This window comes from Stenotrophomonas sp. 80084_Sma (assembly GCF_056481995.1).
Genome location: NZ_CM151177.1, coordinates 1491975 through 1518345, shown reverse-complemented (window position 1 = coordinate 1518345; position 26371 = coordinate 1491975). Strand labels below are relative to the sequence as shown.

Annotated in this window: 22 protein-coding genes; 11 read left to right on the top strand and 11 right to left on the bottom strand. The window is 67.6% G+C overall.

The annotated features are described in order from the left end of the window. Both ACZK3W_RS07110 and ACZK3W_RS07105 read right to left on the bottom strand, forming a co-directional pair. Positions 1-546, bottom strand: coding sequence for a DUF4019 domain-containing protein (locus ACZK3W_RS07110; protein WP_032128358.1), 546 nt, complete (start codon positions 544-546; stop codon positions 1-3). A gap of 58 nt (positions 547-604) precedes the next feature. Then, on the bottom strand, positions 605-1768 hold the full coding sequence (locus ACZK3W_RS07105; protein ID WP_032128359.1) for a COG3904 family protein: 1164 nt from the start codon (positions 1766-1768) through the stop codon (positions 605-607). 431 nt (positions 1769-2199) lie between these two features. Here ACZK3W_RS07105 and ACZK3W_RS07100 point away from each other — a divergent pair, with 431 nt between their 5' ends. The 3 genes from ACZK3W_RS07100 (at position 2200) to ACZK3W_RS07090 (ending at position 5858) form a co-directional block, all read left to right on the top strand. Continuing rightward, complete coding sequence (locus ACZK3W_RS07100; RefSeq protein WP_253143345.1) at positions 2200-3678, top strand: DNA-3-methyladenine glycosylase 2; 1479 nt, start codon at positions 2200-2202, stop codon at positions 3676-3678. Next, positions 3675-4166: a methylated-DNA--[protein]-cysteine S-methyltransferase gene (locus ACZK3W_RS07095; RefSeq protein WP_012510484.1), complete on the top strand. Its 492-nt coding sequence runs from the start codon at positions 3675-3677 to the stop codon at positions 4164-4166. Before ACZK3W_RS07100 ends, ACZK3W_RS07095 begins: the two co-directional genes overlap by 4 nt. A 441-nt stretch (positions 4167-4607) precedes the next feature. Next, on the top strand, positions 4608-5858 hold the full coding sequence (locus ACZK3W_RS07090) for an alkaline phosphatase family protein (protein ID WP_293799430.1): 1251 nt from the start codon (positions 4608-4610) through the stop codon (positions 5856-5858). 98 nt (positions 5859-5956) lie between these two features. Here the strand turns inward: ACZK3W_RS07090 and ACZK3W_RS07085 are convergent, their stop codons facing one another. Both ACZK3W_RS07085 and ACZK3W_RS07080 read right to left on the bottom strand, forming a co-directional pair. Continuing rightward, entirely contained in the window at positions 5957-6136 is a 180-nt protein-coding gene (locus tag ACZK3W_RS07085; protein WP_004150462.1) for a 30S ribosomal protein THX, read from the bottom strand. 110 nt (positions 6137-6246) lie between these two features. Next, the gene (locus ACZK3W_RS07080) at positions 6247-6660 is read right to left on the bottom strand and encodes a MerC domain-containing protein (RefSeq protein WP_008264835.1); all 414 of its coding nucleotides are present in this window, start codon (positions 6658-6660) and stop codon (positions 6247-6249) included. A 136-nt stretch (positions 6661-6796) separates the two neighbouring features. Here ACZK3W_RS07080 and ACZK3W_RS07075 point away from each other — a divergent pair, with 136 nt between their 5' ends. The 5 genes from ACZK3W_RS07075 to ACZK3W_RS07055 all read left to right on the top strand — a co-directional run bounded on the left by ACZK3W_RS07075 (position 6797) and on the right by ACZK3W_RS07055 (position 13370). After that, positions 6797-9001 (top strand): TonB-dependent receptor, encoded by a 2205-nt coding sequence (locus ACZK3W_RS07075; RefSeq protein ID WP_478450608.1) that lies wholly within the window; start codon positions 6797-6799, stop codon positions 8999-9001. A gap of 229 nt (positions 9002-9230) precedes the next feature. Then, positions 9231-9797: a TetR/AcrR family transcriptional regulator gene (locus ACZK3W_RS07070; protein WP_293799425.1), complete on the top strand. Its 567-nt coding sequence runs from the start codon at positions 9231-9233 to the stop codon at positions 9795-9797. Continuing rightward, positions 9797-11470: an MFS transporter gene (locus ACZK3W_RS07065; protein WP_293799423.1), complete on the top strand. Its 1674-nt coding sequence runs from the start codon at positions 9797-9799 to the stop codon at positions 11468-11470. The genes ACZK3W_RS07070 and ACZK3W_RS07065 overlap by 1 nt, the downstream gene beginning before the upstream one ends. A 10-nt stretch (positions 11471-11480) precedes the next feature. Continuing rightward, the gene (locus ACZK3W_RS07060) at positions 11481-12641 is read left to right on the top strand and encodes an HlyD family secretion protein (protein ID WP_125895777.1); all 1161 of its coding nucleotides are present in this window, start codon (positions 11481-11483) and stop codon (positions 12639-12641) included. A 114-nt stretch (positions 12642-12755) separates the two neighbouring features. Next, entirely contained in the window at positions 12756-13370 is a 615-nt protein-coding gene (locus tag ACZK3W_RS07055; RefSeq protein WP_125895778.1) for a hypothetical protein, read from the top strand. A 32-nt stretch (positions 13371-13402) separates the two neighbouring features. On the opposite strand, the gene ACZK3W_RS07050 is transcribed toward ACZK3W_RS07055, so the two are convergent. From ACZK3W_RS07050 to creB, 7 genes are all read right to left on the bottom strand, one after another. Next, positions 13403-13894 carry a Fur family transcriptional regulator gene (locus ACZK3W_RS07050; RefSeq protein WP_004150412.1) on the bottom strand — a complete coding sequence of 164 codons (492 nt, stop codon included), beginning with the start codon at positions 13892-13894 and terminating at the stop codon, positions 13403-13405. A 34-nt stretch (positions 13895-13928) separates the two neighbouring features. Further along, positions 13929-15332, bottom strand: a complete 1404-nt coding sequence (gltX, locus tag ACZK3W_RS07045; protein ID WP_125895779.1) for a glutamate--tRNA ligase — start codon at positions 15330-15332, stop codon at positions 13929-13931. Positions 15333-15485: 153 nt separating this feature from the next. Further along, positions 15486-17063, bottom strand: a complete 1578-nt coding sequence (locus tag ACZK3W_RS07040; protein WP_121503870.1) for a M20/M25/M40 family metallo-hydrolase — start codon at positions 17061-17063, stop codon at positions 15486-15488. Between the two features lie 142 nt (positions 17064-17205). After that, the gene (locus ACZK3W_RS07035; protein ID WP_125895780.1) at positions 17206-17616 is read right to left on the bottom strand and encodes a hypothetical protein; all 411 of its coding nucleotides are present in this window, start codon (positions 17614-17616) and stop codon (positions 17206-17208) included. Positions 17617-17626: 10 nt separating this feature from the next. Beyond that, positions 17627-18946, bottom strand: coding sequence for a cell envelope integrity protein CreD (gene creD / locus ACZK3W_RS07030; protein WP_110711667.1), 1320 nt, complete (start codon positions 18944-18946; stop codon positions 17627-17629). Between the two features lie 81 nt (positions 18947-19027). Beyond that, positions 19028-20488, bottom strand: a complete 1461-nt coding sequence (gene creC, locus ACZK3W_RS07025; RefSeq protein ID WP_125895781.1) for a two-component system sensor histidine kinase CreC — start codon at positions 20486-20488, stop codon at positions 19028-19030. A gap of 3 nt (positions 20489-20491) precedes the next feature. Then, the gene (creB, locus tag ACZK3W_RS07020) at positions 20492-21217 is read right to left on the bottom strand and encodes a two-component system response regulator CreB (protein WP_080355454.1); all 726 of its coding nucleotides are present in this window, start codon (positions 21215-21217) and stop codon (positions 20492-20494) included. Between the two features lie 35 nt (positions 21218-21252). Between creB and ACZK3W_RS07015 the strand changes: the two genes are divergently transcribed. The 3 genes from ACZK3W_RS07015 to mfd all read left to right on the top strand — a co-directional run bounded on the left by ACZK3W_RS07015 (position 21253) and on the right by mfd (position 26365). Beyond that, complete coding sequence (locus ACZK3W_RS07015; RefSeq protein WP_024958156.1) at positions 21253-22110, top strand: 23S rRNA (adenine(2030)-N(6))-methyltransferase RlmJ; 858 nt, start codon at positions 21253-21255, stop codon at positions 22108-22110. A 95-nt stretch (positions 22111-22205) separates the two neighbouring features. Next, positions 22206-22751 (top strand): GNAT family N-acetyltransferase, encoded by a 546-nt coding sequence (locus tag ACZK3W_RS07010; RefSeq protein WP_004150340.1) that lies wholly within the window; start codon positions 22206-22208, stop codon positions 22749-22751. 149 nt (positions 22752-22900) lie between these two features. Beyond that, positions 22901-26365: a transcription-repair coupling factor gene (gene mfd / locus ACZK3W_RS07005; protein WP_180837971.1), complete on the top strand. Its 3465-nt coding sequence runs from the start codon at positions 22901-22903 to the stop codon at positions 26363-26365. Positions 26366-26371 lie beyond the last annotated feature (6 nt).

The following is a 26371-nucleotide window of genomic DNA, read 5'->3' as shown; positions in this document are numbered from 1 at the left end:
TCAGGGTGCCGACGCACGCAGGCTGTAACCGGCCAGGCGCCACACCTGGTCCTCGTCGAAACGGAACGAGACGAGCTCGCGTACCGGCTGCGCGCTGTTGGCGAAACGGGTCGGGAAGCTGACGTTGATGTACAGCCCCTCCGGCACCGCGGCACCGGCGCTGTACTTGACCCGGGTGATGGTCGGCTGGCCACGCCCGGCCAGCGCACCCAGGCGCGTGCGCTCGGCGGTCAACTGGCTGACGAAGGCGGCCTTCGGTACTGCGCGGCGCGCGACGGCCGAAGCGCCATCCCACAACTCGCCTGCGCGGTTGGCATCGACCAGCTGCGCCGCCTTCACTGCGGCCGCGCCCATTTCCGCATCCTGCTTCTGCACCTGCGCCTGCTGCGCGGCAGTCAACGCCGGAGCGCCGGCCGTGGCCGGTTTCGCAGCCGCCGGCGATGCCGGTGCGGGGCGCGCGGGTGCCGGTGCAGGCGTGGCCGGCGCGGGTGCCTGCGCCAATGCGGTCAGGGGCAGCAGGGACAGCAGCAGGAGCACGCGCTTCATGGACACCGCCGGTTCTCGGGAAAGAACCGCAGTCTACGCCAGCGCGGTGAGCTGTTCGTCAGCGCGCGTGGGCGCTGCCTTCCACCGCTGCGGCATCGGCCTGCGCGGCAGGCGTGCCGGTGTCTGCTGGCGCCTGTTCGGCCACCGGCGGCGGCTCCGACGGTGCCGGCGGCAACGTTGCCACATCGATTTCCGACAGCGGGCTTTCTTCCGGGCACACCGCATCCGGGAAACCGAAGCGCTGCTTCAGTGCCTGGCCGCAGCTGTTGATCGATTCCATGTCGGCGCCTTCGCGCTTGCACTGCTGGTCGAAGGCGATCAGGAACGCATCCTTGCGCTGCACGAAGTCATCGCCGCAGGCGCGCATCTGCTTGATCCGTTCCAGATCGTCCTGCACCGCGTTGGTGCCATCCAGACCGTACTGGCGTAGTTCGTCCGGCGTCAGCAGGCGCAGGCTGCGGTTGGGCACCGTCATCATCAGATCGGCCACGCCCACCGCCACGCCGTTGCGCTGCAGGTAGTCCTTTACGTTGTCGTAGACCTCGTGCAGCTCGCGGTTGAGCTCAGCGCGCGAAGTGGCCTTGGAACTGATGCGCATCATGCGGTGGATGCCGACCTTGCCCGACAGCAGGCGGTTGTCACCGGCGGCCAGCACGAACACGCACGCGCTGTGGCAGATCGAGCCCTCGCGCACCCAGATGGTCCAGCCCGATTCACCGATGCTGTCACCGGCGACGATCGCCGATTCCACCTGGCCGCCGCTGGAGTCCAGATCGAGGATGCGCTTGTGGATCTTCTGTTCATCGGCGACCACGGCAAGTCGCCACATCATTTCGGCGAAGCCCGGATTGATCTTGCCGGCGTAACGCACCCGCATCAGACCACGCTCGGCACACGGCGCCAGGGCCTGGGCAATCTGCTCGCGCTGCAGGCCCTCCAGCTCGACGCCATCGCCCGCCTCACCGGCGTACTCGGTACTGCAGCTGACCCAGGCGCGGCCATTCTCCAACTGCGCCTGCGGCCACGGCCGATCCGCCCGGCTGCGCGGCGGCGCCGGCGGTGGCGGTGCGTCAGCCGCATTGATCGACACCATGTTCTCGCCATCGCTGGCCGGCGCCCGCGCCGCCTTGTCGGCAGCCGTCACATTGCCCGGATTCTCCAACTGACTGCAGCCCGCCAGGGCCAGGCACAACAGGGGCAACCAGCGGAATTTGGCGGACATCGGGCAACCGGGATTCATGGGAGCAAGAACCACAGTCTACCCGTCCAGGCCGCGCATTCAGCGCGTGGCACTGAACCCCTTCTGACCCTTGGGAAAAAGCGTGTCGACCAAGGTCGACACCTACCAACAGCAAAAGCGTGCCGACCAACGGTCGGCACCCACCAACTGCAGCGACCAACTGTCAGAGGTGGGGCGGTGTGGGCTGACAGGACCGTTGGCGCCATGGATGGCGCCATCGAGCCCCCATGGACGGGTTTACGGCGTGTCCTGACAGCCCACACCGCCCCGCCATCCCACGGACTGCCAGCTTTTGATTGAGACGTTGACGTTGACGTTGCGGGTGCAGGGCTGCAAGCCCTGCCAGCCCCCCCTCCAGCATCCATGTCCGAATCCGGCGAGTATCCCCGCCCGCACACGCCTAGACTGGCGCCATGGACACCGCCCTCGCCCTCGACACCGCCGCCTGCGACCGCGCCCGCCTGGCCCGCGACGCACGCTTCGACGGCGTGTTCTTCACCGCCGTGCGCAGCACCGGCATCTATTGCCGCCCCATGTGCCCGGCACCGCCGCCGAAGCCGCGCAACATCACTTACTACCCGACTGCGGCCGCTGCCGCGGCAGCCGGTTACCGCCCGTGCCTGCGGTGCCGCCCCGAGCTGGCACCGCAGGCGCAGCAGGCATTGGCCGGGCAGACCGTACAGCGCGCCTTGGCCCTGATCCATGGTGGCTTCCTGCAGGAACAGCCGGTAGCCGACCTCGCAGAGAAGATCGGACTCAGCGCGCGCCAGCTGCAGCGCCTGTTCGTCGAACATCTGGGCGCAACGCCAGGGCAGATCCACGCCACCCATCGCCTGCTGCTGGCCAAGCAGCTGCTGACCGAGACCACGCTACCGGTGACCGACGTCGCGCTGGCCGCCGGCTACAACAGCCTGCGCCGTTTCAATACCGCCTTCCTGCAGGGCTGTGGCATGGCACCGACGGCACTGCGTCGCCAGCACCAGCCGCTGGCCGCCGACGATGGCTGCCTGGTACTGCGTCTGGCATACCGGCCACCACTGGATTTCCCACGCATGCTGGCCTTCCTGCGCAAGCGCAGCCTGCCCGGCATCGAGCTGATCGGCGAAGACAGCTACCAGCGCGTGCTCGGCACACCCGAGCGCCCCACCCTGCTGCGCGTCACTGCCGACCCCAAGCGCCCGGAACTGCGCCTGCAGCTGGGCGCGGTCGATCCGCGCCTGATCCCGGACATCGTGCGCCGCGTACGTCGCGTGTTCGATCTGGACGCCGACCTGCAGCAGGTACACGCCGCGCTCGGCGAAGAGCCGCTGCTGGCGCGCGGCATTGCCGAGCGTCCCGGGCTGCGCGTCCCGGGCGGCTGGGATGGCTTCGAAGTGGGCGTGCGCGCGGTGCTCGGCCAACAGGTCAGCGTGGCCGCGGCCACCACCTTCGCGCGGCGGCTGGTGGATGCCTATGGCGCGCACCTGCCGGGCATGCGGTCGGAATTCGATCGCCAGTTTCCGGCGCCCGAGGTACTGGCCGAGGCGCCACTGGAATCAATCGGCCTGCCGCGCAGCCGCGCCGCCACCGTGCGTGCGCTTGCCGCCGCCTGTGCCAGTGGCGCGCTCGACTTCGGCCCGGGCCAGGCGCTGGAAGAGTTCGTTTCCCGCTGCGTGGCACTACCCGGCATCGGTCCGTGGACCGCGCAGTACATCGCCTTGCGCGGGCTCGGCCAGCCCGATGCCTTCCCGGCCGGTGACCTGGTACTGCAGCAGGTGCTCGGCCATGCGCAGGGCCAGCGCCTGAGCGAACGCGCGACCGAAGCGCGCTCGCAACCGTGGCGCCCCTGGCGTGCCTATGCCGTGCTGCACCTGTGGCACCTGTCCGGCACTTTCGTTGGAGAACCGACATGACCTTGTTGTTCGACCGTTTCGACAGCCCGATCGGCGTGCTGACCATCGCCGGTGACGAGCGTGGCCTGTCCCACGTGCTGTTCCCGGAAAACCGCCACCCGGCACGCGGGCGCGACGACTGGCACTACGCGCCGGATGCGCTGCCGGAAGCACGCGAGCAGCTGCTGCAGTTCCTGCACGGCGAACGCAGCAGCTTTGACCTGGAGCTTGCGCCACGCGGCACGCCGTTCCAGCTGCGCGTGTGGCAGGCGCTGGCGTTGATCCCGTTCGGCCAGACCTGGAGCTACCTGCAGCTGGCGCAGCACCTGGGCCAGCCCAGTGCGACCCGCGCCGTCGGCGCTGCCAATGGGCGCAATCCGCTGCCGATCATCCTGCCCTGCCATCGTGTAATCGGCAGCAACGGGGCACTGACCGGCTTCGGTGGCGGCCTGGAAACCAAGGCCGCACTGCTGCGACTGGAACAACGCCAGGCCCCGCTGTTCGCCTGAGGGGCAGGTTTTCCGGCAGGGCTGCGCCCTGCACCCGCCGAATCACCGTCAACGTCAACGTCAAAAGCGGGCTATCCGTGGGTTGGCGGGGCGGTGTCGGATTGCGGGGACGCCGCAAGTACGTCCTTGTAGGCTTGGCCGCGGCATCCATGCCGCGGACACCCCGCAATCCGACACCGCCCCGCCTGCGACAGGTTCACGCGGCTGCTGGTAACGGCGATTATTGGTACGCGCGGCTGTGGGTAGGTGTCGACCTTGGTCGACACGCTCCGGCCGCATCAGGGGTGGAATGCAATCGACGGGGTATGTCTGGTGAGGAGCCCCCTTGTTGTTCAAGGGCGCGCGTCGATGGCGCAGGGATAAGGAAAAATGCGCGGACACGCTGCGCCCTTCGGCGCAACGTGTCTTGGGGTGGTCATTGCACCGGCTTATCATGGGCGGATGACTTCCGTACGCCTGACCTGCGCGCTGGCGCTGCTGCTGCCATTGGCCGCCTGCACCACCGCGCCCGCCCCTTCCGCCTCCGCTCCCACCGCTGTCGCTGCGGCTGCGCCGCCGAAGCTGCTGCTGATCTCGATCGACGGCCTGCGCGCCGATGCTCTGGACCGCGGCCTGACCCCGAACCTGCAGCGCCTGATCGACGGCGGCGTGCGTGCACGCTGGATGACCCCGTCCTATCCGTCGCTGACCTTCCCCAACCACTACACCATCGTCACCGGCCTGCGCCCGGACCACCACGGCATCGTCAACAACAGCATGGACGATGAGGCCCTAGGGCGGTTCGAGCTGAGCAACCGTGAGGCGGTCACCACCAGCGGCTGGTGGGGCGGCGAACCGATCTGGGTCGGCGCCGAGAACGCCGGGGTGCGTTCGGCCACCACCTCGTGGCCGGGCAGTGAATCGGAAATCCGTGGTGTGCGCCCAAGCCAATGGCGCGTGTACGACGGCAAGGAACCACTGGAGCAGCGCGCCGGCATCGTGCTGGACTGGCTTGCACAGACCGATGCCGATGCCCCCCGCCTGACCACGCTGTACATGGAGCACGTGGACAAGGCCGGCCACAACTACGGCCCCGAATCGAAGCAGTACGCCGACGCCATCGTGCGCGCCGACCAGATCATCGGCCAGGTACTCGACGGCCTGCAGCAGCGCGGCCTGGCCGCGACCACCAACGTGATCGTGGTCTCCGACCATGGCATGGCCAGCGTCCCGGTCGGCCAGGTGATCTCCACCGAATCAATGGTCGACCCGGCCATCGCGCGCAACGTCAACCAGGGCCAGTCGGTGGGTTTTGCGCCGTTGGCCGGTCACGAAGCCGCCGCCGAGCGCGCCCTGCTCGGTCGTCACGACCGGTATGAGTGCTGGAAGAAAGAGAATCTGCCGGCGCGCCTGCACTACGGCACCCACCCGCGCATTCCCGCCATTGTCTGCATGATGGATGAAGGCTGGGATGCCCTGCACCAGGAGAAGATCGCCAAGCGAGACCATCAGGATCGTGGCTCGCATGGCTACGACAATGCCCTGCCCTCCATGCGCGCGGTATTCGTGGCCAGCGGCCCGTCGTTCCGCCAAGGCCTGGTGATCGATGGCTTCGACAATGTCGACGTCTACCCGCTGCTGGCCGACCTGCTGCAGGTGCCGGCTGCACCGAACGACGGCAATCCGGAAACGCTGAAGAAAACCCTGCGCTGATCCGGTTGTAGAGCCGAGCCCACGCTCGGCTCGCCGGACAGGCATAAAAAAACGCGGCGCCAGGCGCCGCGTTTTTCGTTGAACCGGTCCAGGCCGGATCAGGCCTTGGCGACGGCCTTCTTCGCCACAGCCTTCTTCGCCGGAGCCTTGGCCACGGTCTTCTTGGCAACCGGAGCGGCGGCGCCTACGGCGACCTTGCTCGCGGTGTGCGAACGGGCGTTTCCGTAGCTGGCGTTGTAGCGCTTGCCCTTGGCGGTCTTGCGGTCACCCTTACCCATGTCTTCAACTCCTCAAATGTGAAATCTGGTTACCCCGTACTGACACGGGTTCGGCGGGGCCGCCTTGCTGGGCGCCCCCGCGCACGATCGAAAATCCTATCACGGAGCGCCTAGTGCGCGCAGCTGGCGTCGTGCACGTGACCGTGGTTGAGGCGCAGGTTGACCAGATGGGCGACCCCCACCAGCAGGCCGCCGATGGTCATCACCACCGCGTGTGGCACCGCATTGTGGTGCAGCGGGTCGTACAGCACGCCGGCCCACAACGCGACCAGGCCGGGAATCAGGAAGCCCAGCGCACGCAGCGCACCGTGCCGGCGGTAGCCCCAGACCAGGCTGAACAATCCGAGCAGGGTGACGAACACCACCAGCGCCTGTTCCACCCCATCGCTCAGCCAGAACGACAGGCCCAGCGACGGCGCCGCCGCCAGCAGCACGGGGATCACCGCGCAGTGCACCGCGCACAGCATCGAACCGGTGGCGCCGAAACGGTCTAGCAGGTGGCGCAGGCGTGAGGACAGGGACATGACTTCCAGCAGGGTCGGCGAATCGTTATGGAATAATATAACATCTGTTCCCGACCCGCACGGTTTCCCTCCCCCTGTCCCGCTGACGGGATACGTGCGCCCAGCGATTGATACACTGTAACAAAGGACCCGCTCCATGCCCGCCCACACCCCGCGGTTGAAGCCGCATTCCCTCGCTCTGGCCCTCGCCGCCCTGCTGCCTTCGGTTGCCTTTGCCGCCGGCGATGACAGCGCTCATCGTGACCGCCACCTGACCGAACTGTCGTCGGTGCAGGTGACTGCGTCGCCGCTGCAGGGCGATGCCGAATCGCTGGCGCGCCCGGTAGAGGTGCTGGCCGGCGAACGCCTGGACGAGCAGAAGGCCGGCACCCTCGGCGATACCGTGGCCAAGCTGCCGGGCGTGCAGAGCACGTTCTTCGGCCCCGGCGTCGGCCGCCCGATCATCCGCGGCCAGGAAGGCCCGCGCGTGGCCGTGCTGTCCAATGGCATGGGCAACATGGATGCCTCCACCGTCAGCGCCGACCATGCGACCAGCATCGAGCCGTTCCTGGCCGACCAGATCGAAGTACTGAAGGGCCCGGCCACGCTGCTGTTCGGCAGTGGCGCCATCGGTGGCGCGGTCAATGTGGTGGATGGCCGCATCGCCCGCGAGCTGCCGGAGCGCCCGCTCAGCGGCCGCGCCGAGCTGCGCGGCAATTCGGTGAACAACGAGCGCAGCGGCATGTTCCGCCTCGATGGCGTCAGCGGCAATGTCGTGCTGCATGTGGACGGCCTGGTGCGCAATGGGGACGACTACCGCATTCCCGGCTATGCAGTGATCGACAGCCTTGAAGACCATCACGATCACGACCATGACCACGCGGGCGAAGAAGGCGAAGAACCGCGCCGCGGCCGCCTCGACAACAGCTCCATCCGCACCCGCGCCGGCGGCGTCGGCGCGACCTGGCTGGGCGACGGCGGCTACTTCGGCGTATCGGCCAGCACCTACCGCACCAACTACGGCATTCCCAATGGCGCGCACGTGCATGCCGATGGCGATGATCATGGCCATGACCACGGCCACGACCATGGTGATGAAGAGGAAGGCGGCGACGAGCATGACGTGCGCATCGACATGGTGCAGAACCGCTTCGAGACCAAGGCCGGCATCTACAACCCGGTCTCGTTCCTGAAGAACATCAATGCACGCGTGGCCTACACCGACTACGAGCACGTGGAGCTGGAAGCCGGCACGCCGTCCACCCGCTTCACCAACCGTGGCATCGAGGCGCGCCTGGAAGCGGTGCAGCAGCAGATCGGTGGCTGGGACGGCGCGTTCGGCCTGCAGTTCGGCAACAGTGATTTCGGTGCCAAGGGCGAAGAGGCGTTCGTTCCGGATACCGGCACCAAGAACATCGGACTGTTCGTACTGCAGGAAAAGCAGTTCGGCCCGTTCAAGCTGGAGCTGGGCGGCCGCCACGACCAGGTCAAGCTGGACCCGACCGGTGACTATCGCCGCCGCACCTTCGGCGCCACCAACCTGTCTGCGGCCGGCATCTGGAAGCTCAACGATGCCGTTGACCTGCGCATCGGCGTGGACAGCTCCGAGCGTGCACCGACCAACGAAGAGCTGTATGCCGCCGGCGCGCACATCGCCACCCGCTCGCTGGAAATCGGCGACGCCAACCTGAAGACCGAGCGCGGCCAGCGCGTGGAACTGGGTATCCACACCCACAGCGAACGCCTGGACTTCTCCGCGTCGGTCTACCAGACCAGGTTCAAGGACTTCATCTACCTGGCCGACACCGGCGTTACCGAGGGTCTGCCGGTCCGCGCCTGGACGCAGCAGGATGCGGTGTTCCGCGGTGCCGAAGCCGAAGCGCTGGTGCACCTGTTCGAAGGCGGCGCCGGTGATTGGGATCTGCGCGTGTTCGGCGACTACGTGAAGGCCAAGCTGGATGGCAGCGGCAGCCGCAACCTGGACATCGCCGTGCCGCATGGCGACCACAACCACAACTACAGCGTGGAGCTGGCCAACACCGGCTACCTGCCGCGCATCGCCCCGGCCCGCGTCGGCGCCGACCTGCGCTGGTCGAAGGACGGCTGGCGCGCCTCGGTCGGTGCGGTCCGCTACAGCCGCCAGAAGGATGTCGCCCAGAACGAAGCGCCGAGCGACGGCTACACCCTGGTCGACGCGCATCTGGCCTACCGCTGGGATCGCAACGCGAGCAACAGCTACGAAGTGTTCCTGGATGGCAGCAACCTGACCAACCGCGAAGTGCGCCCGCATACCTCGCTGCTGCGTGATTACTCGCCGCTGCCGGGCCGTGGTGTCGCATTCGGCATCCGCGCGTTCTTCTGATCGCGTAGTGGAGTCGGATCCCATTCCAGAGGAATGGGTTCTGACCCCAGCCTCAGCCCACGCATGGCGTGGATCCAATGCAAGCAGATCCGATGGGGGCCTTCTGGCCCCCATCTCTTTATGGAGCATCCATCACGCATTCGTCACAAAGATGTGCGTACCACAACAAGCGGACAATCCCGTCACTCAAAGTCTCGCCAATCGGACACTTTTGTCCGAAAATAATTCCATGACTGCCCAACGTGCCGATGCTGCTGCCCGCCGTGCCCTCATCCTCGACGCCGCCGATCATGTGTTCGGCCAACACGGTGTCACCGCCCCGCTGGACCTGGTGGTCGAACGCGCCCAGGTGGGCCGCGCCACCCTGTACCGCAACTTCCCCGACCGCACCGCGCTGATCCAGGCACTGCTGCAACGTACGGTCGACCGTATCCGGCGCCAGATCGAGCAGCTCGGCGACCGCGACGATGCCCTTTTCGAAGTGTTCGAGGGTATGGCCCAGCGCATCATCGATTCGCCGGCACTGGCCGATTACTGGCGTGCAGTCGATTCGGACGTGCCAGCCATGCGCACCGCGCGCGAGACCGTGCGCGATCTGCTGGAAGCACCGATCGCCCGTGCCAAGGCCGCCGGCCTGTGCCGTGCCGACCTGGAGAAGACGGACATTTCACTGATCTCGGGCATGCTGGGCGCAGCCCTGCGCGGCAAGACCCGCGACGAGCGTGCCCACCTGGCCGGGCGTGCCCTGCAGCTGCTGCGCGGGGGTCTCCAGGGAGCAACCAGCGAGGCCCGCTGATGGTCCAGCCGTATCTGAAGCCGGTTCCGGATTGGGAGGAGCACGAGAAGCCGACCATGCCCGGTTCGGCGTCGATGCCTTGGCACCCACCGTATCGACGTGTGGCCTATGCACTGGTGTCGCTGCTGGTGGCGATCACCGGTGGCCTCGGCAATGCGCTGGTCACCGCCAACCTGCCCTTCCTGCAGGGCCAGCTGGCACTGACCCCGACCCAGGGCAGCTGGCTGGTGGCGGCCTATGCAATGGTCAACGTCACGGCCAACCTGCTGGCCTTCAAGTTCCGCCAGCAGTACGGCATCCGCCTGTTCGCCGAGATCGGCCTGGGTCTGTACGCAGCACTGGCGGTGCTGCACCTGTTCGTTGGCAGCTTCGAGACCACGATGCTGACCCGTGCCGCCAGCGGCTTCGCTGGCGCCGCCTGTTCGACACTGGGCACGCTGTACATGCTGCAGGCGCTGCCACGCCGCTTCACCGGCAACCTGCTGGTGGTTGGCGTGGGCCTCTCGCAGCTGGCGGTGCCGATTGCCTGGATCGTCTCGCCAGGCCTGGTCGATACCGGCCAGTGGCACCAGCTGTATTCGTTCGAAGCCGGGCTCGCCCTGTGCGCGTTCGCGGCAGTGGTGGTGCTGAAGCTGCCGCCCGGCATCCAGGTGAAAGCCTTCGAGCCACTGGACTTCCTCACCTTCGCCCTGCTCGCACCGGCTGTCGCGCTGCTGGTGATCGTACTGGCGCAGGGCTACACGCGCTGGTGGCTCAACACACAGTGGCTGGGCTGGGCGCTGATCGCCTCCATCGCGCTGACCACCGTCGCACTGATCATCGAACACTACCGGCGCAATCCGCTGCTGCAGATCCGTTGGCTGTCGACACTGCCGGTACTGCATTTCATCGTCGGTGCCTTCCTGATCCGCTTCCTCACCACCGAGCAGTCCTACGGCGTGGTCAACCTGATGCGCACGCTGGGCATGGGACCTGACCAGATGCGGCCGCTGTTCGTGGTGATCCTGGCCGGGGTGATCGTCGGCATCGCCGGCGCTTCGCTGACCTTCGGCCCGAAACGGCTGATCGCCCAGCTGCTGATGGCGATCCTGCTGCTGGGCGCCGCCGCGTTCTTCGACCAGCACCGCACCAGCCTGGACCGGCCGCACGACTTCTACGCCAGCCAGTTCCTGGCCTCGATCGGTGCCGGCATGTTCATGGGCCCACTGATCATGCTCGGCATCTCTGCCGCATTGAAACAAGGCGTGGACCACATGATCACCTTCCTGGTGACGCTGTCGATCACGCAGACCCTGGGCGGCCTGGCAGGTTCGGCAGTGCTGGGGACCTTCCAGCTGCATCGCGAGCAGCTGTATTCCAGCGCACTGACCAGCCAGCTCGACCCGGCCGATCCGGTGGTGGCACAGCGCCTGCGCCTCCAGCAGCAGCTGTACAGCGCGCAGATCACCGACCCGGTGCTGCGCAGCGCGCAGGGCAGCGCGCAGCTGGCGCAGACCACGCGCCGCGAAGCCAACGTGCGAGGCTTCAATGACGTGTTCACGCTGAGCGGATGGCTGGCGATCGGCTTCCTGTGCTGGTTGCTGCTGCTGTCGCTGCGCACCGCCGTGCTCAAGCAATGGCGCAAGCGCCACCCCACTTCCCCCGCTGCGGTCACGCCGGCCGCGCCCCGCTGAGTCCTCCTCCATGCCTCCCGTCCCGCCCCGCCCCGACGACATCGACGCCGACAACGTCACTCCACCGCCGCCGACCGATGCGGCGCCTGCGCCCACGCCCGCGACACCGGCTGCCGCGCCGAAGTACCTCAAGCCCAGCGCGCGCAGCGTGGTGGTGATGGTGGTGGTGGCCTTGCTGGGCATTGCGCTGATCCTGCGCGCCTGGCACCTGTGGCCGTTCACCAGCAGCGTGATGGTGACCGACAACGCCTATGTGCGCGGGCAGATCACAGTGATGGCGCCACAGGTGAACGGCTACGTGACCGAAGTGCTGGTGAAGGACTTCCAGCACGTAAGGGAGGGCGATCCGCTGCTGCGCATCGATGACCGCATCTACACGCAGCGTGTCGCCCAGGCGCAGGCAACGCTGGACAGCGCACGTGCGGCACTGGCCAACTCGGACCAGTCGCAGGCACAGAATCGTGCGCAGATCGCTTCGGCGCACGCCACGCTGTCGGCCGGCCAGGCCGAGCTGCAGCGTTCGCGCAATGAATTGAAACGCTACGAGGAACTGGCTGCGCAGCAACTGGTGTCGGTCAACGACCGCGACAAGTTCCGCACCACCCAGGCCTCGGCACAGGCCAGCGTGCAGCAGTCGCAGGCGCAGATCCGCATCGCCGAGGAAACGCTGGTGTCGACCCAGGTGGCGCGCAAGAGCCTGGAGGCCCAGGTGGAAAGTGCACAGGCACAACTGGAACTGGCGCGCATCGACCTGGCCAACACGGTGATCCACGCACCGCGCGACGGCCAGATCAGCGAAGCCAGCGTGCGCGTGGGCCAGTACGTCGCCGCCGGTTCGCAGCTGCTGTTCCTGGTGCCTGACACGCTATGGGTGGTGGCCAACTACAAGGAAGGCCAGACCTGGGGCATGGCGATCGGTCAGCCGGCCACGTTCTCGGTGGACGCGTTCCAGGGCCAGGTGCTGCGCGGCCGCGTGCAGGAGATCGCACCCGCCACAGGTTCGGAGTTCAGCGTACTGCGCCCGGACAACGCCAGCGGCAACTTCACCAAGGTGGTGCAACGGCTGCCGGTGCGGATATCGATCAATGAAGGTCAGACGCTGGCCGCGCAGCTGCGGCCCGGCATGTCGGTGATCGTGCGGGTGGATACCCGGTCCAAGCCGATGGACTAGGGTGCAGGCTGCTGACTGCCTTCACCCCATTGATCCGCTACCGTTGCGGATCTGGATCAGGATCGCTGGAAGACGATGAAATTCACGACACTGGCCAGGCGGGCGGCCAAGGACATGCTGGAAGCGGAAGATCTGATCGCCTTCGTGCAGGAGCACGGCGCCGAAGGTGGCGAGGAGATTGAGCGGCTGCGGATACTGCACGGTTGGCCGGATGATGGCCTGCTGGGCGATGGTAGCCGGGTCGTACCGTTCGGCGGCTGGGCCAAGGCCTGCACCGCCTGGGGACGCCAGGGCATTGAGGGCCTGCGCGATATGCTGGGTGACCCCCAGCTGGCAGTGTTCGCGCTCGGCACACTGGCCGATGTGGGTGGCCCCGCCGCCATTGCCATCCTGCTGGACTTTGCCGAACGCGCTGACTGGTCGCGTGCGGGCACACCGCGTGATCTGCCCTGCCAGGCGCTTTACTGCCTCAATACCGCGCTTTCGGGGAAGACCGGCGTTGAGGTTACACCCGGCATGCAGGCGTCGATGCTGCGTATCGCCAAGCTCATCTGGGACGCCAGGGTGCCCAATGTGCATTTCCTGGCGCAGGCACTGTATTTCGTGCGCCATGCCGACCCGGTACCAGCGCTCGCCTGGGTCGAGCAGTTGCGGGTGGACGACCCTGTACTGGTCGACGCACAGCGCAGCGCCCTGAAGCGTCTGAAAGAGCACGCCGCCCGGGACTGAGCGTGCGGCTCAGTCCGGGTACGCGCCGCGACTCAGCCCGCGCAGCGCGCGCAGAGGCCGTGCACTTCCAGGGTCTGCGCCTGCGGCTGGAAGCCCAGCTCCTTGGCGCGCTTCTCCAGCTGGGTGACGATCTCGCGGTCTTCCAGCTCCACAGCACTGTGGCAGCTGTTGCAGATCAGGAACGGCACCGAGTGCGCGGCACTGCTGGGATGGTGGCAGGCCACGAAGGCATTGACCGATTCCAGCTTGTGCACGAAGCCATTGGCCATCAGGAAGTCGAGCGCGCGGTAGACGGTGGGCGGGGCGTCAGCGCCCACGCCCTTGCCGTTGCGCACCCATTCCAGCAGCTCGTAGGCCTTGACCGGCTTGCCGGCCTCGGCGATCAGCTTCAGCACATTGGCGCGGATCGGGGTCAGGCGCAGCCCGCGTTCGCGCGAGACGCGCTCGACCACCGCCACGAAATCCGATGCGTCGTGGACGTGGTGGTGCGGGGCGGTACAGGCAGTGGCGGTCTTGGCGGGCATGCGTGTTCTCCGGTTCGGGCCTGGCAAGGATGCCTCAGGCCGTTGCTACCTTGGTGATGGCCACATCAATGCGTTTCAAGGCCTGCTCGCGGCCGGCCAGGTAAACGGTATGGGAAATGTCAGGACTGACCTGGGTGCCGGTGATGGCCACGCGCAGCGGCTGGGCCACCTTGCCCATGCCGATTTCCAACGCTGCGGCCGCGTCGTGCAGGGCGACGCCCACCGACTCGGCGGTCCATTCCGGCAGGGCGGCCAGCAGCTCGCGGGCCTTGCCCAGCGCCACTTCGGCACCGGCCTTGAAGTGCTTGGCCACCGCCGCTTCGTCGTACTCGGTCAGCGGCTGGTACCAGACCACGGCCTTCTCGGCCATTTCCTTCAGGGTCTGCACGCGTTCACGCAGGGCGATCACCACGTCCTCCGGGGCGGGGCCGGCGGCCACGTCCAGGCCCAGCTTCTGCAGCTGGTAGACCAGGTGCGGCACGATCGCGGCCACGTCCTCGGTCTTCAGGAAGTGCTGGTTGACCCAGCCCAGCTTGGCCATGTCCAGGCGCGAGGCCTTGGAGTTGCAGTCCTTCACGTCGAACAGGTCGATCAGCTCCTGGCGGCTGAACAGCTCCTGGTCACCGTGCGACCAGCCCAGGCGGGCCAGGTAGCTCAGCAGCGCGTCCGGCAGGTAGCCGGCGTCCTTGTACTGCATCACGTCGGCCGCGCCGGTGCGCTTGGACAGCTTGGCGCCCTGCTCGTCCAGGATCATCGGCATGTGGCCGAACTTCGGCACCGGCGCGCCGATGCCTTCGTACAGGTTGATCTGGCGCGGAGTGTTGTTGATGTGGTCATCGCCGCGGATGACCTCGGTGATGCCCATGTCCCAGTCGTCCACCACCACCGCGAAGTTGTAGGTGGGGTAGCCGTCCGGGCGGAAGATGACCATGTCATCCAGCTCGCTGTTGGCGATCTCGATGCGGCCCTTGATCAGGTCGTCGAACACCACCGTGCCTTGCAGCGGGTTCTTGAAGCGGATGACGCGGTTCGGGTCGTCCTTGCGCGGCAGGCCCAGTTCGCGTGCAGCGCCGTTGTAGCGCGGCTTCTCCTGCCTGGCCATGGCGGCCTCGCGCATCGCGTCCAGCTCTTCGCGGGTCTCATAGGCGTAGTACGCCTTGCCGTCGGCCACCAGCTGCTCGGCCACTTCCAGGTAACGGGCGACGCGGTCGGTCTGGTAGATCGGGCCTTCGTCATAGTCCAGGCCCAGCCACTCCATCGCCTCCAGGATCGCGTCGATCGCGCCCTGGGTGCTGCGTTCACGGTCGGTGTCCTCGATGCGCAGCACGAACTCGCCGCCACGGTGGCGGGCCTCCAGCCAGCAGTACAGCGCGGTGCGGGCACCGCCGATGTGCAGGTAACCGGTGGGGCTGGGGGCGAAGCGGGTGCGGCAGGTCATGGACGGCTCGAGGAACGGGAATCCCCCGATTTTACCAGCCCACCGCCCCCGACGGAAAAAGGGGACGGAGGGGATTAAGTCGCGATTGCCCAGCTCCTGGGGCTGCGACCGGGAAACGGAGGGGAGAAACGACTTAATCCCCTCCGTCCCCTTTTACGGTTCTACCTTGCGCGGGAAGGACTGCTCGCGCATCGCGGCGTTGTAGGCGAACGAGGCGACGATGGCCGCGGCCTGCTTCAGGTCTTCCGGTTCGGCGTGGTCCCAGGTGTCCAGGTGGCTGTGGTGGACGTTGGTGAAGTAGTCCAGCCGGTCCTGGATGAACTGGAAGCCCGGCAGGCCGATGCGGTCGAAGCTGATGTGGTCGGTGCTGCCGGTGTTGCGGGTGGCCACGGTGGTGGCGCCGACGTCATGGAACGGGGCCAGCCAGGCTTCGAAGATCGGCATCGCCGCCAGGTTTTCCTGTGCATAGATGCCACGGAAGCGGCCCGAGCCGTTGTCCATGTTGAAGTAGACCTGGAACTTGCCGTAGTCGCGGGTCTTCTGCAGCGCGCCGGTCGGCTCGCGCAGCGAGGCCGGCAGCGCCTTCTGCGCCGGATCGGTGGGTTCCGGGAAACGGCCGAAGTGCTTGGCCACATAGGCCTGCGAGCCGATCAGGCCCTGCTCCTCGCCGCTCCACAGCGCCACGCGGATGGTGCGCTTGGGCTTGGCGCCGGTGGCCTTGAGGATGCGCATCGCTTCCATCATCACCGCCACGCCGGCCGCGTTGTCGGCCGCACCGGTACCACTGTGCCAGGAATCCAGGTGCGCGCCGATCATCACCACTTCATCGGGCCTGCTGCTGCCGCGGATCTCGGCCAGCGTGTTGTAACCCGGCTGGTCGGCCTCGTCGGTGAAGCGCGCAGCCACATCCACGCGCAGGCGCACGGTCTGCTTGGCCTCCAGCGCGCGCACCAGCGGATTGAAGTGTTCGCTGATCATCGCCAGTTCGGGGATGCCCACCGATTCACCGGCCTTGCGCGAGCCGCCACCGGCAACGCGGATGATGCCGTTGTCCCAGCTGCTGATGCTGATCGAGGCCAGCGCGCCTTCTTCCACGAAGAACGCATTGACCTTGGTCGCCAGCTGCTGGCGTTCCTGGTATTCCTTGACCCGCTTCGCACGCTCGGCGGTGGCGTCCTTGTCCTTGGGCAGGGTGAACTCCTGCAGGCCCTCCAGCGAGGTGGCGTCGTGGCGGTGCGAATCCGCCTCGGTGCCGCGCTTGTACTCGCGCGCCTCGCCCAGCAGCAGGATCTTGCCGCGCAGCTTGCCGCGGTACTTCTCGATGTCCTCGGGCTTCTTGATCTCGACCTGCACCAGCTCGCCTTCAACCGGGCCCTTGGTACCAGGGGTCCAGGCCTTGGGCAGCGCATGCAGCGGCTGCACGCGGTCACCGAGCATCTCTACGCTGGCCGAAGTGAACTCCCAGCCACGCCCGAAGTCGTCGAAGGCTTCGTCGTGGACGTTGTCCAGCTTCCATTCGTTGAACTTGCCACGCGTCCACGCATTGGCGCGGCCCATCGCCGGCGAGTTGGTCAGGCGCGGACCGATGCGTTCGGTGAGGTAGCTGAAGGTGTCCATCACCTGCGAACGGTGGAAGGCCTCCTGGCGGATGCGGCTGACCATGTCCAGGTCCACCGGCTCGCGCTGCTGCGCGCCTGCATTGCCACCCATCGCCAGCGCTGCGGCCAGCATGCCCCACTTCAACACATCGCACCCCTGCCCTTCGGCTCGATCATCAACCCATCGAGTCTAGCCAGCAGGGGCGCGCGGATACCGTCCCATCGGTCATGGACAGCGACAGTAGATCCACGCCATGCGTGGATGAACAACCGAATCATCCACTCCATCCCAGCCACAACTGCGCCCGCTCGGGCAGCAGCAGCAACCAGTGCCGCCGGTCGATGCTGCTGCAGCCGTACACCGCCGCGTGTGCCGGCCAGCCATCCGGAAGGCCGCCGATACCTATCTCGGCCAGCGCCTCCGCCCCGGCCTTCCATGGCCGGTAGCGCGGCACCCTGCCGGCCAGCGCACCGCGTCCCTGCCGTGCGCCCTGCAGCCAGGCCAGTCCCTGGCCCTGCAGTCCCTCGCAGGTCGCCGCCGCCAGCTGGAAGCGGACCAGGCCGGGGGCGATCCGTGCCCCCGGCAGGGCCGCCAGCACGCCATGTGCCTGCAGCAGCGCATCCACTTCCAGCAGGGCCGGAATGCCCTGCCGTGCCCGTTGCCGCAATCCCTGGCGCCAGCTCATGGCGTGCTCCTTACTTCAGTTCCGCGCCAAGCGCGTACCAGTCCACCCGGCGGGTCACCCACATCGCCAGCGCCAGGATCACGAACAGCAGCAGTGAACCCATCAGCAGCGCGTTGTTCTCCGACACCAGCAGGCCATACAGCGCGCCATACAACACGGTCAGCAGCGCAGCGAAGCCGAGGCCGCGCTTCCAGTGGCCCAGCACGTTGGCCAGGTACACCGCCTGTAGGCCGATACAGGCCACCGCCGAGACCAGGTAGGCCTTCCAGAACGCGATGTGCTCGGACAGGCTGATCAGCAGCAGGAAGAAGATCGCCAGCGCCAGGCCCACCATGAGGTACTGCAGCGGGTGGATGCGCAGCGACCTGATCAGCTCGAACAGGATGAAGCCGACGAAGGTGAGCAGCACGAACAGCACGCCGTATTTCGAGGCACGGTCGGCCTGGGTGTAGGCATCGACCGGATCAACCAGTGACACCGTCACCGCCTGCGACTCGACCGCACCATCATTGCGCAGCTGTCGCTGTGCATCGGAGGCCAGCGAAGACACCGCCCAGCGCGCATCGAAGCCCTGTGCGTCGACGCGACGCTCGTTGGGCAGGAACGCACCGCTGAATGACGGATGCGGCCAGCTCGAACGCAGTGCGATCTTGGTGTCATCGCCCACCGGCACCACCGACAGCATGCGGCTGCCATCCAGGCGCAGCTCGAGTTCGACGGTGCTGGCAGCCAGCGTGCCGCCATGGTCTTCGGCGAATCCGGCCACCGGTGCGTGCAGGCCTCGCCCCACCTCGCTGGCCGCACCAACGCCAGGCAGCAGGCGCAGCTGCTTGCCATCCACGCGCAGGTTCGGCGTACCGACCAGGCCACGCACATCGGAAATGCCCACCGCCACATACGGCTGGCCATAGCTGCGGCCGGCCTTCACCGGATAGTCGTCTGCAGCGAACGTCGCCTTCATCTGGCCGTTCCAGCTGTACACCGGCACCTTGAACAGGCCGACCTCACGCTGGCTCGGCAGCATCTCGCCGCCCACCTCCAGCGACGCCGGCATCTGCAGCCAGTGCCCCTCGGTGACCTGCACCTCGGTCTTCTTGACGCCCAGCGGGTCGACCAGTTCAACCTGCTTGCGTTCCACCCACGGCACCACCCGCACCGGGCCCACCAGCTGCTGTGCACCGGCGCGGCTGTCGGCCACCCGTGAGAAGGCCTCGTCGCGGTACGCGCTACGTTCGTTGATGACCCCGCGGATCATCGTCAGCGGCACCAGCAGCAGCAGGATCAGCCCGCCGACAATGGCGAACCGCAGCAGCATCTTCAGGGATTTCATGGTCCATCCTCGTTGGAGAGGGCTGCAGGATGGACCGCCGCGGTGAGCAGGGTTTGTGGCGAATTTGAAGCGAGTGTGAAGTCAGCGGCGCGGGCGCTGGCCTGGCACACCCAAAGGCAGCCACAGGCTGGCCACGGTGCCGCCGCCCTCGCGGATATCCACGCTGGCACGCCCATCATGCAGGCGCGCGACCTCCTGCACGAACGGCAGGCCCAGGCCGGAGCTGCGCCGCCCGCTGCCGGGGCGGGCCAACGAATAGAAGCGCTCGAACACCCGCTCACGCGCGTAGTCGGGAATGCCGGCGCCACGGTCGGCCACCTGCAGGCGCACGCCCTGCCCGTCCACCTCGGCCTGCAGCGCGATCTCCGCGCCGGCCGGCGAGAAGGCAATCGCGTTGTCGATCAGGTTGTGCAGTGCCTGCCGCAGCAGGTAGGCGTCGCCCTGCACCCGCAGGTCGGGCACGCTGCCGATGCGGACCTGCACGCCGGCCGCCTGCGCGCGCACCTGCGCGGCCGCCGCCGCATCGGCCAGCAATGCCGGCAGCGCGATCGGGTCACGCGTCTGCAGCCAGCCGTGCTGTTCCACTTCGGCCAGCGCCAGCAGCTTGTCGATGGTCTCGGTCAGCCGCTCCTGCTGGTCGACGATGCTGCGGGCGAAATGCACGCGATCGGCCTCCGGCAATGGCTCCTGCAGCAGCTCGGCGGCACCGCGGATCGCCGCCAGCGGGCTCTTCATCTCGTGCGTCAGCGACTGCACGTACTGCTCGACGTAGGCCTTGCCTTCGAGCTTCTGGCGCATCGTTTCCAGCGCCTGGCCGAGATCGCCGATCTCGTCGCGGCGGCGCCGTGGTGGTGGCACCGGTTCGCCCGCGCTGACCGCGCGTGCATAGCGGCTGAGCTGGCCGAGGCCGGTGGTCAGCCACATCGTCACCAGCACGCCGACCAGCGCCGACAGCCCGATCAGCCACGCACCACGCTCGATGATGGCGCGCTGGCTGGCAGCGATGAACGGATCGATGCTGCGGTTCGGCTGGGCCAGGCTGAGCACGCCGATCAGCGTGCGGCCGTCGGCCGGGTCATATACCGGCGCCGCCACATGCATCACCGTATCGCCCTCTTCGCCGGCAATCTCGGGGCTGGAACGCGCGCCGTACTCACCGCGCAGGGTGCGGTAGACATCGTTCCAGCGCGAATTGTCGCGGCCCAGGTCACGACCCAGCGAGTCGTAAATGACGATGCCCTTGGCATCGGTGATGGTCACCCGGTAATCCAGCGAGCGCTTGGGGAAACGCCAGACCATTGCCTTCAGGTCGCGCTGCCGCGCCTTGGCCAGGTTGCGGGTGAAGCTGCCGCTGCGGATGGTGCCGTCCTTGACGTCGGCGGCGGCCATCTCGGCCAGCACGTTGGCCGCATCGACCAGGGTCGATTCCATCGCCTGGCGCACACCGGGCTTCACCTCGTTGACGAACACGCGCATCACGAAGAACGCGGCGATGCCGGTGATCAGGAAGAAGCCGAGGAACAGCTTCAGTACCAGGCGCATCGGCTAGACCTCCAGCGCGTAGCCGAGGCCACGGTGGGTGCGGATCGGGTCGTCGCTGGCACCGGCCGCGCGCAGCTTGGCGCGCAGCGTCTTGACGTGGGTGTCGACGGTGCGGTCGGCACTGTCGGCACTGCTGTCCCAGCCCCGGTCCATCAGCTGCGCGCGGCTGAGGATGGCACCCGGGCGCTGCAGCAGCGCTTCCAGCAGTGCGTACTCATAGCGGGTCAGGTCCAGCGCATGGCCGCGGAAGCGGATGCGCCGGCCCTCGCGGTCAATGGCGAACGCGCCATGCTCCTGCCAGCCCGCATCGGCGCTGGGCGCTGCGACGACCGGCGCCGCACGGCGCAGGCGTGCACGCACCCGTGCGACCAGCTCGCGCGGCGAGAACGGCTTGGTCATGTAGTCGTCGGCGCCCAGCTCCAGGCCGAGCACGCGGTCCACTTCGTCGTTGCGCGCGGTCAGGAAGATCACCGGCAGCTGCGCCGCCGGCCCCGGCTGCGCACGCAGCCGCCGGCAGACCTCGAAGCCGCCAAGATCGGGCAGGCCCACGTCCAGCACCAGCACATCGATATCGCCGGCCTGCAGCCGCTGCAGGGCCTCACCGCCCAACAGGCAGTGACTGGCGGCATAGCCCTCGCTGCGCAGCGCATAGAGCACGGTTTCGGCGATGGCGGCTTCGTCCTCGACCACCAGGACATGGGCAACAGGAGCTGTCATGGCGCGCAGCATAGCCGCTGCGGCCGCCGCCCCGTACACTGCCGCCCATGAACTATCGCCACGCCTTCCATGCCGGCAACCACGCCGATGTGCTCAAGCACATCGTGCAGCTGGCCCTGATCGACAGCTTCAAGCGCAAGGACAGCCCGTTCTTTGTGCTCGACACCCACGGCGGCGCCGGCCGCTACCTGCTGGCCAGCGAAGAGAGCCGCAAGACCCTCGAGGCTGAATCCGGGATCATGCGGCTGATGGCCCAGCCCAAGCTGCCGGAGGTGGTCGAGCGCTATCTGAAGGCGGTGCAGGCCGATAATCCGGTGGGCGCCCTGACCAACTACCCGGGCTCGCCGCTGCTGAGCGCGCAGGCGATGCGCGCGCAGGACCGCATGGCGGTCTGTGAGCTGCAGGAAGCCGAAACGGCCACGCTGAAGGCCCTGTTCGCCCATGACAGCCGCGTCGACGTGCGGGCGGGCGATGGCTATGCGCTGCTGCGCTCGCTGCTGCCGCCGAAGTTCAACGGCAGCAAGATCGGCCGCGGCCTGGTGCTGATCGACCCGCCCTACGAGGCCCAGGACGCCGAATACCAGGCCGTCCTGGCCGCGCTGGCCGAGACCCTGGCGCGCTGGCCGCAGGCTACCTGCGCGGTGTGGTTCCCGATCAAGCAGCGCCGCACCATCCTGCACTTCCTGCGCAAGGCCACCGCCCTGCCGGTGAAATCGGCGATGACGATCGAGTTCCTGGTGCGGCCGGACGACTCGCCGCTGCGCCTCAACGGCAGCGGCATGCTGCTGCTCAACCCGCCCTGGCAGTTCGACCGGGTGGTCGGCCCGGCCCTGCCGGCGCTGCGCCAGCACCTGGGTGAACCCGGTGCCAGCACCCGCCTGGATTGGCTCAAAGCCCCCGAATAACGGCCTTCACGAGGCTGTACCGCTGTGAGCCTTTCGTTCACGGAATGCAGCCCCGGTGATGCCACAATCGATGGACCACCAAGGAATCACCCGGTATGGCCACTCGCAACCGCATGCCGCCCTGGCATGAGATCTTCAAGGCTCCCAGCGGCCACGAGCTGCTGATCCGCCCCATCCGCCCGGAAGATGGCGCGCCGCTGCAAGCGGCGTTCAGCCTGTTCGGGCCGGAAGAAATCCGTGATCGTTTCCTGCAGGCGGTGACCGAGCTGTCGCCGGAAACCACCCAGCGCCTGACCCACCCGAATCCCAAGACCGAGATCACCCTGGTCGCAGCCGAATCCCTGCCCGCTGGCGAAGCGGTGGTCGGCGCGGTCGCCCGGGCCTCGATCATCCCCGGTACCCGTGAAGCCGAGTACGCGATCCTGATCAGCCGCTTCCTCATTGGCCAGGGCCTCGGCCGGCAGCTGATGCGCAAGCTGGTGAAGTGGGGCCGCGGCAAGTACCTGGACCGTCTTTACGGCGACGTTGCCGCCGAGAACGAGCCGATGAAGCAGCTGGCCGCCTCGCTGGGCTTCAAGCCGGTCCCGCACCCGACCGGTGCCGAAGGCCTGGTGCGGATGGTGCTGGAGCTGGACAACTGATGGATGCGCCGGGCATCGCCCGGCGCGTCATTCCGGTAGTGCCGGCCGCTGGCCGGCATTGCGTTCCCCCAACCGCACATGAGGCGGCCGGCCAACGGCCGGCACGACTCGCCGGGCTTCGATCGGGCTTCTGCTAAAATCCGGGGTCCATGTCGCGTACCTCATACCCCGCCCCGCCGCTGCCGCGCGCCGGCCAGCTCCGCGCCTGGTGGCGCGCCCCCGCATCGCCGACCGCCCTGGCCTGGTATCTGGCCCAGGCCGCGCGTGCGCACGACGCCCCGCTGCTGGTGATCGCCCGTGACAACCACGGAGCCAACCAGCTTGAAGCCGACCTGCAGACCCTGCTCGGCGGCGATCCGGCCCTGCCGGTGGTGGCCTTCCCGGACTGGGAAACCCTGCCCTACGACCGCTTCAGCCCGCATCCGGACATCATTTCGCAGCGCCTGTCCGCCCTGCACCGCCTGCCCACGCTGAAACGCGGCCTGGTGATCGTGCCGGTGCAGACCCTGCTGCAGCAGCTGGCCCCGCGCAGCTACGTGATCGGTGGCAGCTTCGACCTGAAGGTCGGCCAGCGCCTGGATCTGGAAGCCGAGAAGCGTCGCCTGGAAAGTGCTGGTTACCGCAACGTCCCGCAGGTGATGGACCCGGGTGACTTCGCCGTGCGCGGCGGCCTGCTCGATGTGTTCCCGATGGGCGCCGACGAGCCGCTGCGGGTGGAGCTGCTGGACGAGGACATCGACTCGATCCGTGCCTTCGACCCGGAAAGCCAGCGCTCGCTCGACAAGGTCGAGGCGGTGCACATGCTGCCGGGCCGCGAAGTACCGATGGACGAAGCCAGCATCGCCCGCGTGCTGGCCACGCTGCGCGAACGCTTCGATGTCGATACCCGGCGCAGCGCGCTGTACCAGGATCTGAAGTCCGGGCTGGCCCCGGCCGGCGTCGAGTACTACCTGCCGCTGTTCTTCGAACGCACCGCGACCCTGTTCGACTACCTGCCCGACGGCAGCCTGCCGGTGGTCTGCGCCGGTGCCGGCGAAGCCGCCGAGGCGTTCTGGGCGCAGACCGGCGAGCGTTACGAGCAGCGCCGCCACGATGTGGAACGGCCGCTGCTGCCGCCGTCGGCGCTGTATCTGTCGCCGGAACTACTGCGCGAGCGTCTGAACGATGCCCCGCGCATCGAAGTGTGGTCGGCTGACCACGCGCGCATCGCCGATGCCCATGCGTTGGGCGACCAGCCGCTGCCGCCGCTGCCGGTGGCCGCGCGCGAGGCCCCCACTGGCGACGCGCTGAAATCCTTCCTCGGCCATTATCCGGGCCGGGTGCTGATTGCCGCCGATTCGCCCGGGCGTCGCGAGGCGCTGCTGGAAGTGTTGCAGGCCGCCGAGCTGAAGCCGCCGGTGGTGGCCGACTTGCCCAGCTTCCTCGCCGACGATGCGCGCTTCGCGATCGCGGTGGCGCCGCTGGAGGATGGCTTCGCACTGGACGATCCGCGCATCGCGGTGCTGACCGAGCGCCAGCTGTTCCCCGAGCGCGCCGGCAGCACCCGCCGCACGCGCCGTGCCGGCCGCGAGCCGGAAGCGATCATCCGCGACCTCGGTGAACTGACCGAGGGTGCGCCGATCGTGCACGAGGACCATGGCGTCGGCCGCTACCGCGGCCTGATTGCGATGGACGTCGGCGGCATGCCCGGCGAGTTCCTGGAAATCGAATACGCCAAGGGCGACCGCCTGTATGTGCCGGTCGCCCAGCTGCACCTGATCAGCCGCTACTCCGGTGCTTCGGCGGAAACCGCGCCGCTGCATTCGCTGGGCGGCGAACAGTGGAGCAAGGCCAAGCGCAAGGCCGCCGAGAAGGTGCGCGACGTGGCTGCAGAGCTGCTGGAGATCCAGGCCCGCCGCCAGGCCCGTGCTGGCCTGGCGCTGCAGGTAGACCGCGCGATGTACGAACCGTTCGCGGCCGGTTTCCCGTTCGAGGAAACCCCGGACCAGCTGGCCGCGATCGACGCCACCCTGCGCGACCTGGCCAGCAGCCAGCCGATGGACCGCGTGGTCTGCGGCGACGTAGGCTTCGGCAAGACCGAGGTGGCGGTGCGTGCGGCATTCGCCGCCGCCAGTGCCGGCAAGCAGGTGGCCGTGCTGGTGCCGACCACGCTGCTGGCCGAACAGCATTACCGCAACTTCCGCGACCGTTTCGCCGATTACCCGCTGAAGGTCGAGGTGCTGTCGCGCTTCAAGACCACCAAGGAAATCAAGGCCGAGCTGGAAAAGGTCGCCGCCGGCACCATCGACGTCATCGTCGGTACCCATCGCCTGCTGCAGCCGGACGTGAAGTTCAAGGACCTGGGCATGGTCATCGTCGACGAGGAGCAGCGTTTCGGCGTACGCCAGAAGGAAGCACTGAAGGCGCTGCGCGCCAACGTGCACCTGCTCACACTGACCGCCACGCCGATTCCGCGCACGCTGAACATGGCCATGGCCGGCCTGCGCGACCTGTCGATCATCGCCACGCCGCCGCCGAACCGGCTGGCGGTGCAGACCTTCATCACCCAGTGGGACAATGCGCTGCTGCGCGAAGCCTTCCAGCGCGAGCTGGCGCGTGGTGGCCAGCTGTACTTCCTGCACAACGACGTGGAAAGCATCGGCCGCATGCAGCGCGAGCTGTCCGAGCTGGTGCCGGAGGCGCGCATCGGCATCGCCCACGGGCAGATGCCCGAGCGCGAGCTGGAAAAGGTGATGCTTGATTTCCAGAAGCAGCGCTTCAACGTACTGCTGTCGACCACGATCATCGAATCGGGCATCGACATCCCCAACGCCAACACCATCATCATCAACCGCGCCGACCGCTTCGGCCTGGCCCAGCTGCACCAGCTGCGTGGCCGCGTCGGTCGTTCGCACCACCGCGCCTACGCCTACCTGGTGGCGCCCGACCGCCGCTCGATCACCCCGGATGCGGAAAAGCGCCTGGAAGCGATCGCGTCGATGGACGAGCTCGGTGCCGGCTTCACCCTGGCCACGCACGATCTGGAAATCCGCGGTGCCGGTGAACTGCTGGGCGAGGACCAGAGCGGGCAGATGGCCGAGGTCGGCTTCAGCCTCTACACCGAGCTGCTGGAGCGCGCGGTGCGCAGCATCAAGCAGGGCAAACTGCCCGACCTGGATGCCGGCGAGGAAGTGCGCGGTGCCGAGGTCGAGCTGCATGTGCCGGCGCTGATTCCGGAAGACTACCTGCCGGACGTGCACACCCGCCTGACCCTGTACAAGCGCATTTCCAGCGCGCGCGACAGTGATGCGCTGCGCGAACTGCAGGTGGAGATGATCGACCGCTTCGGCCTGCTGCCGGATGCGGCCAAGCACCTGTTCGCCATCGCCGAGCTGAAGCTGAAGGCCAATACGCTGGGCATCCGCAAGCTGGACCTGGGCGAGAACGGTGGCCGCATCGTGTTCGAGTCCAAGCCGAACATCGATCCGATGGCGGTGATCCAGCTGATCCAGAAACAACCCAATCTCTACGCCATGGAAGGGCCTGACAAGCTGCGCATCAAGCACCCGCTGCCGTTGCCGGAAGACCGCTTCAATGCGGCCCGCGCCCTTCTGACCACCCTCGCCCCGGGTTGATCGCCC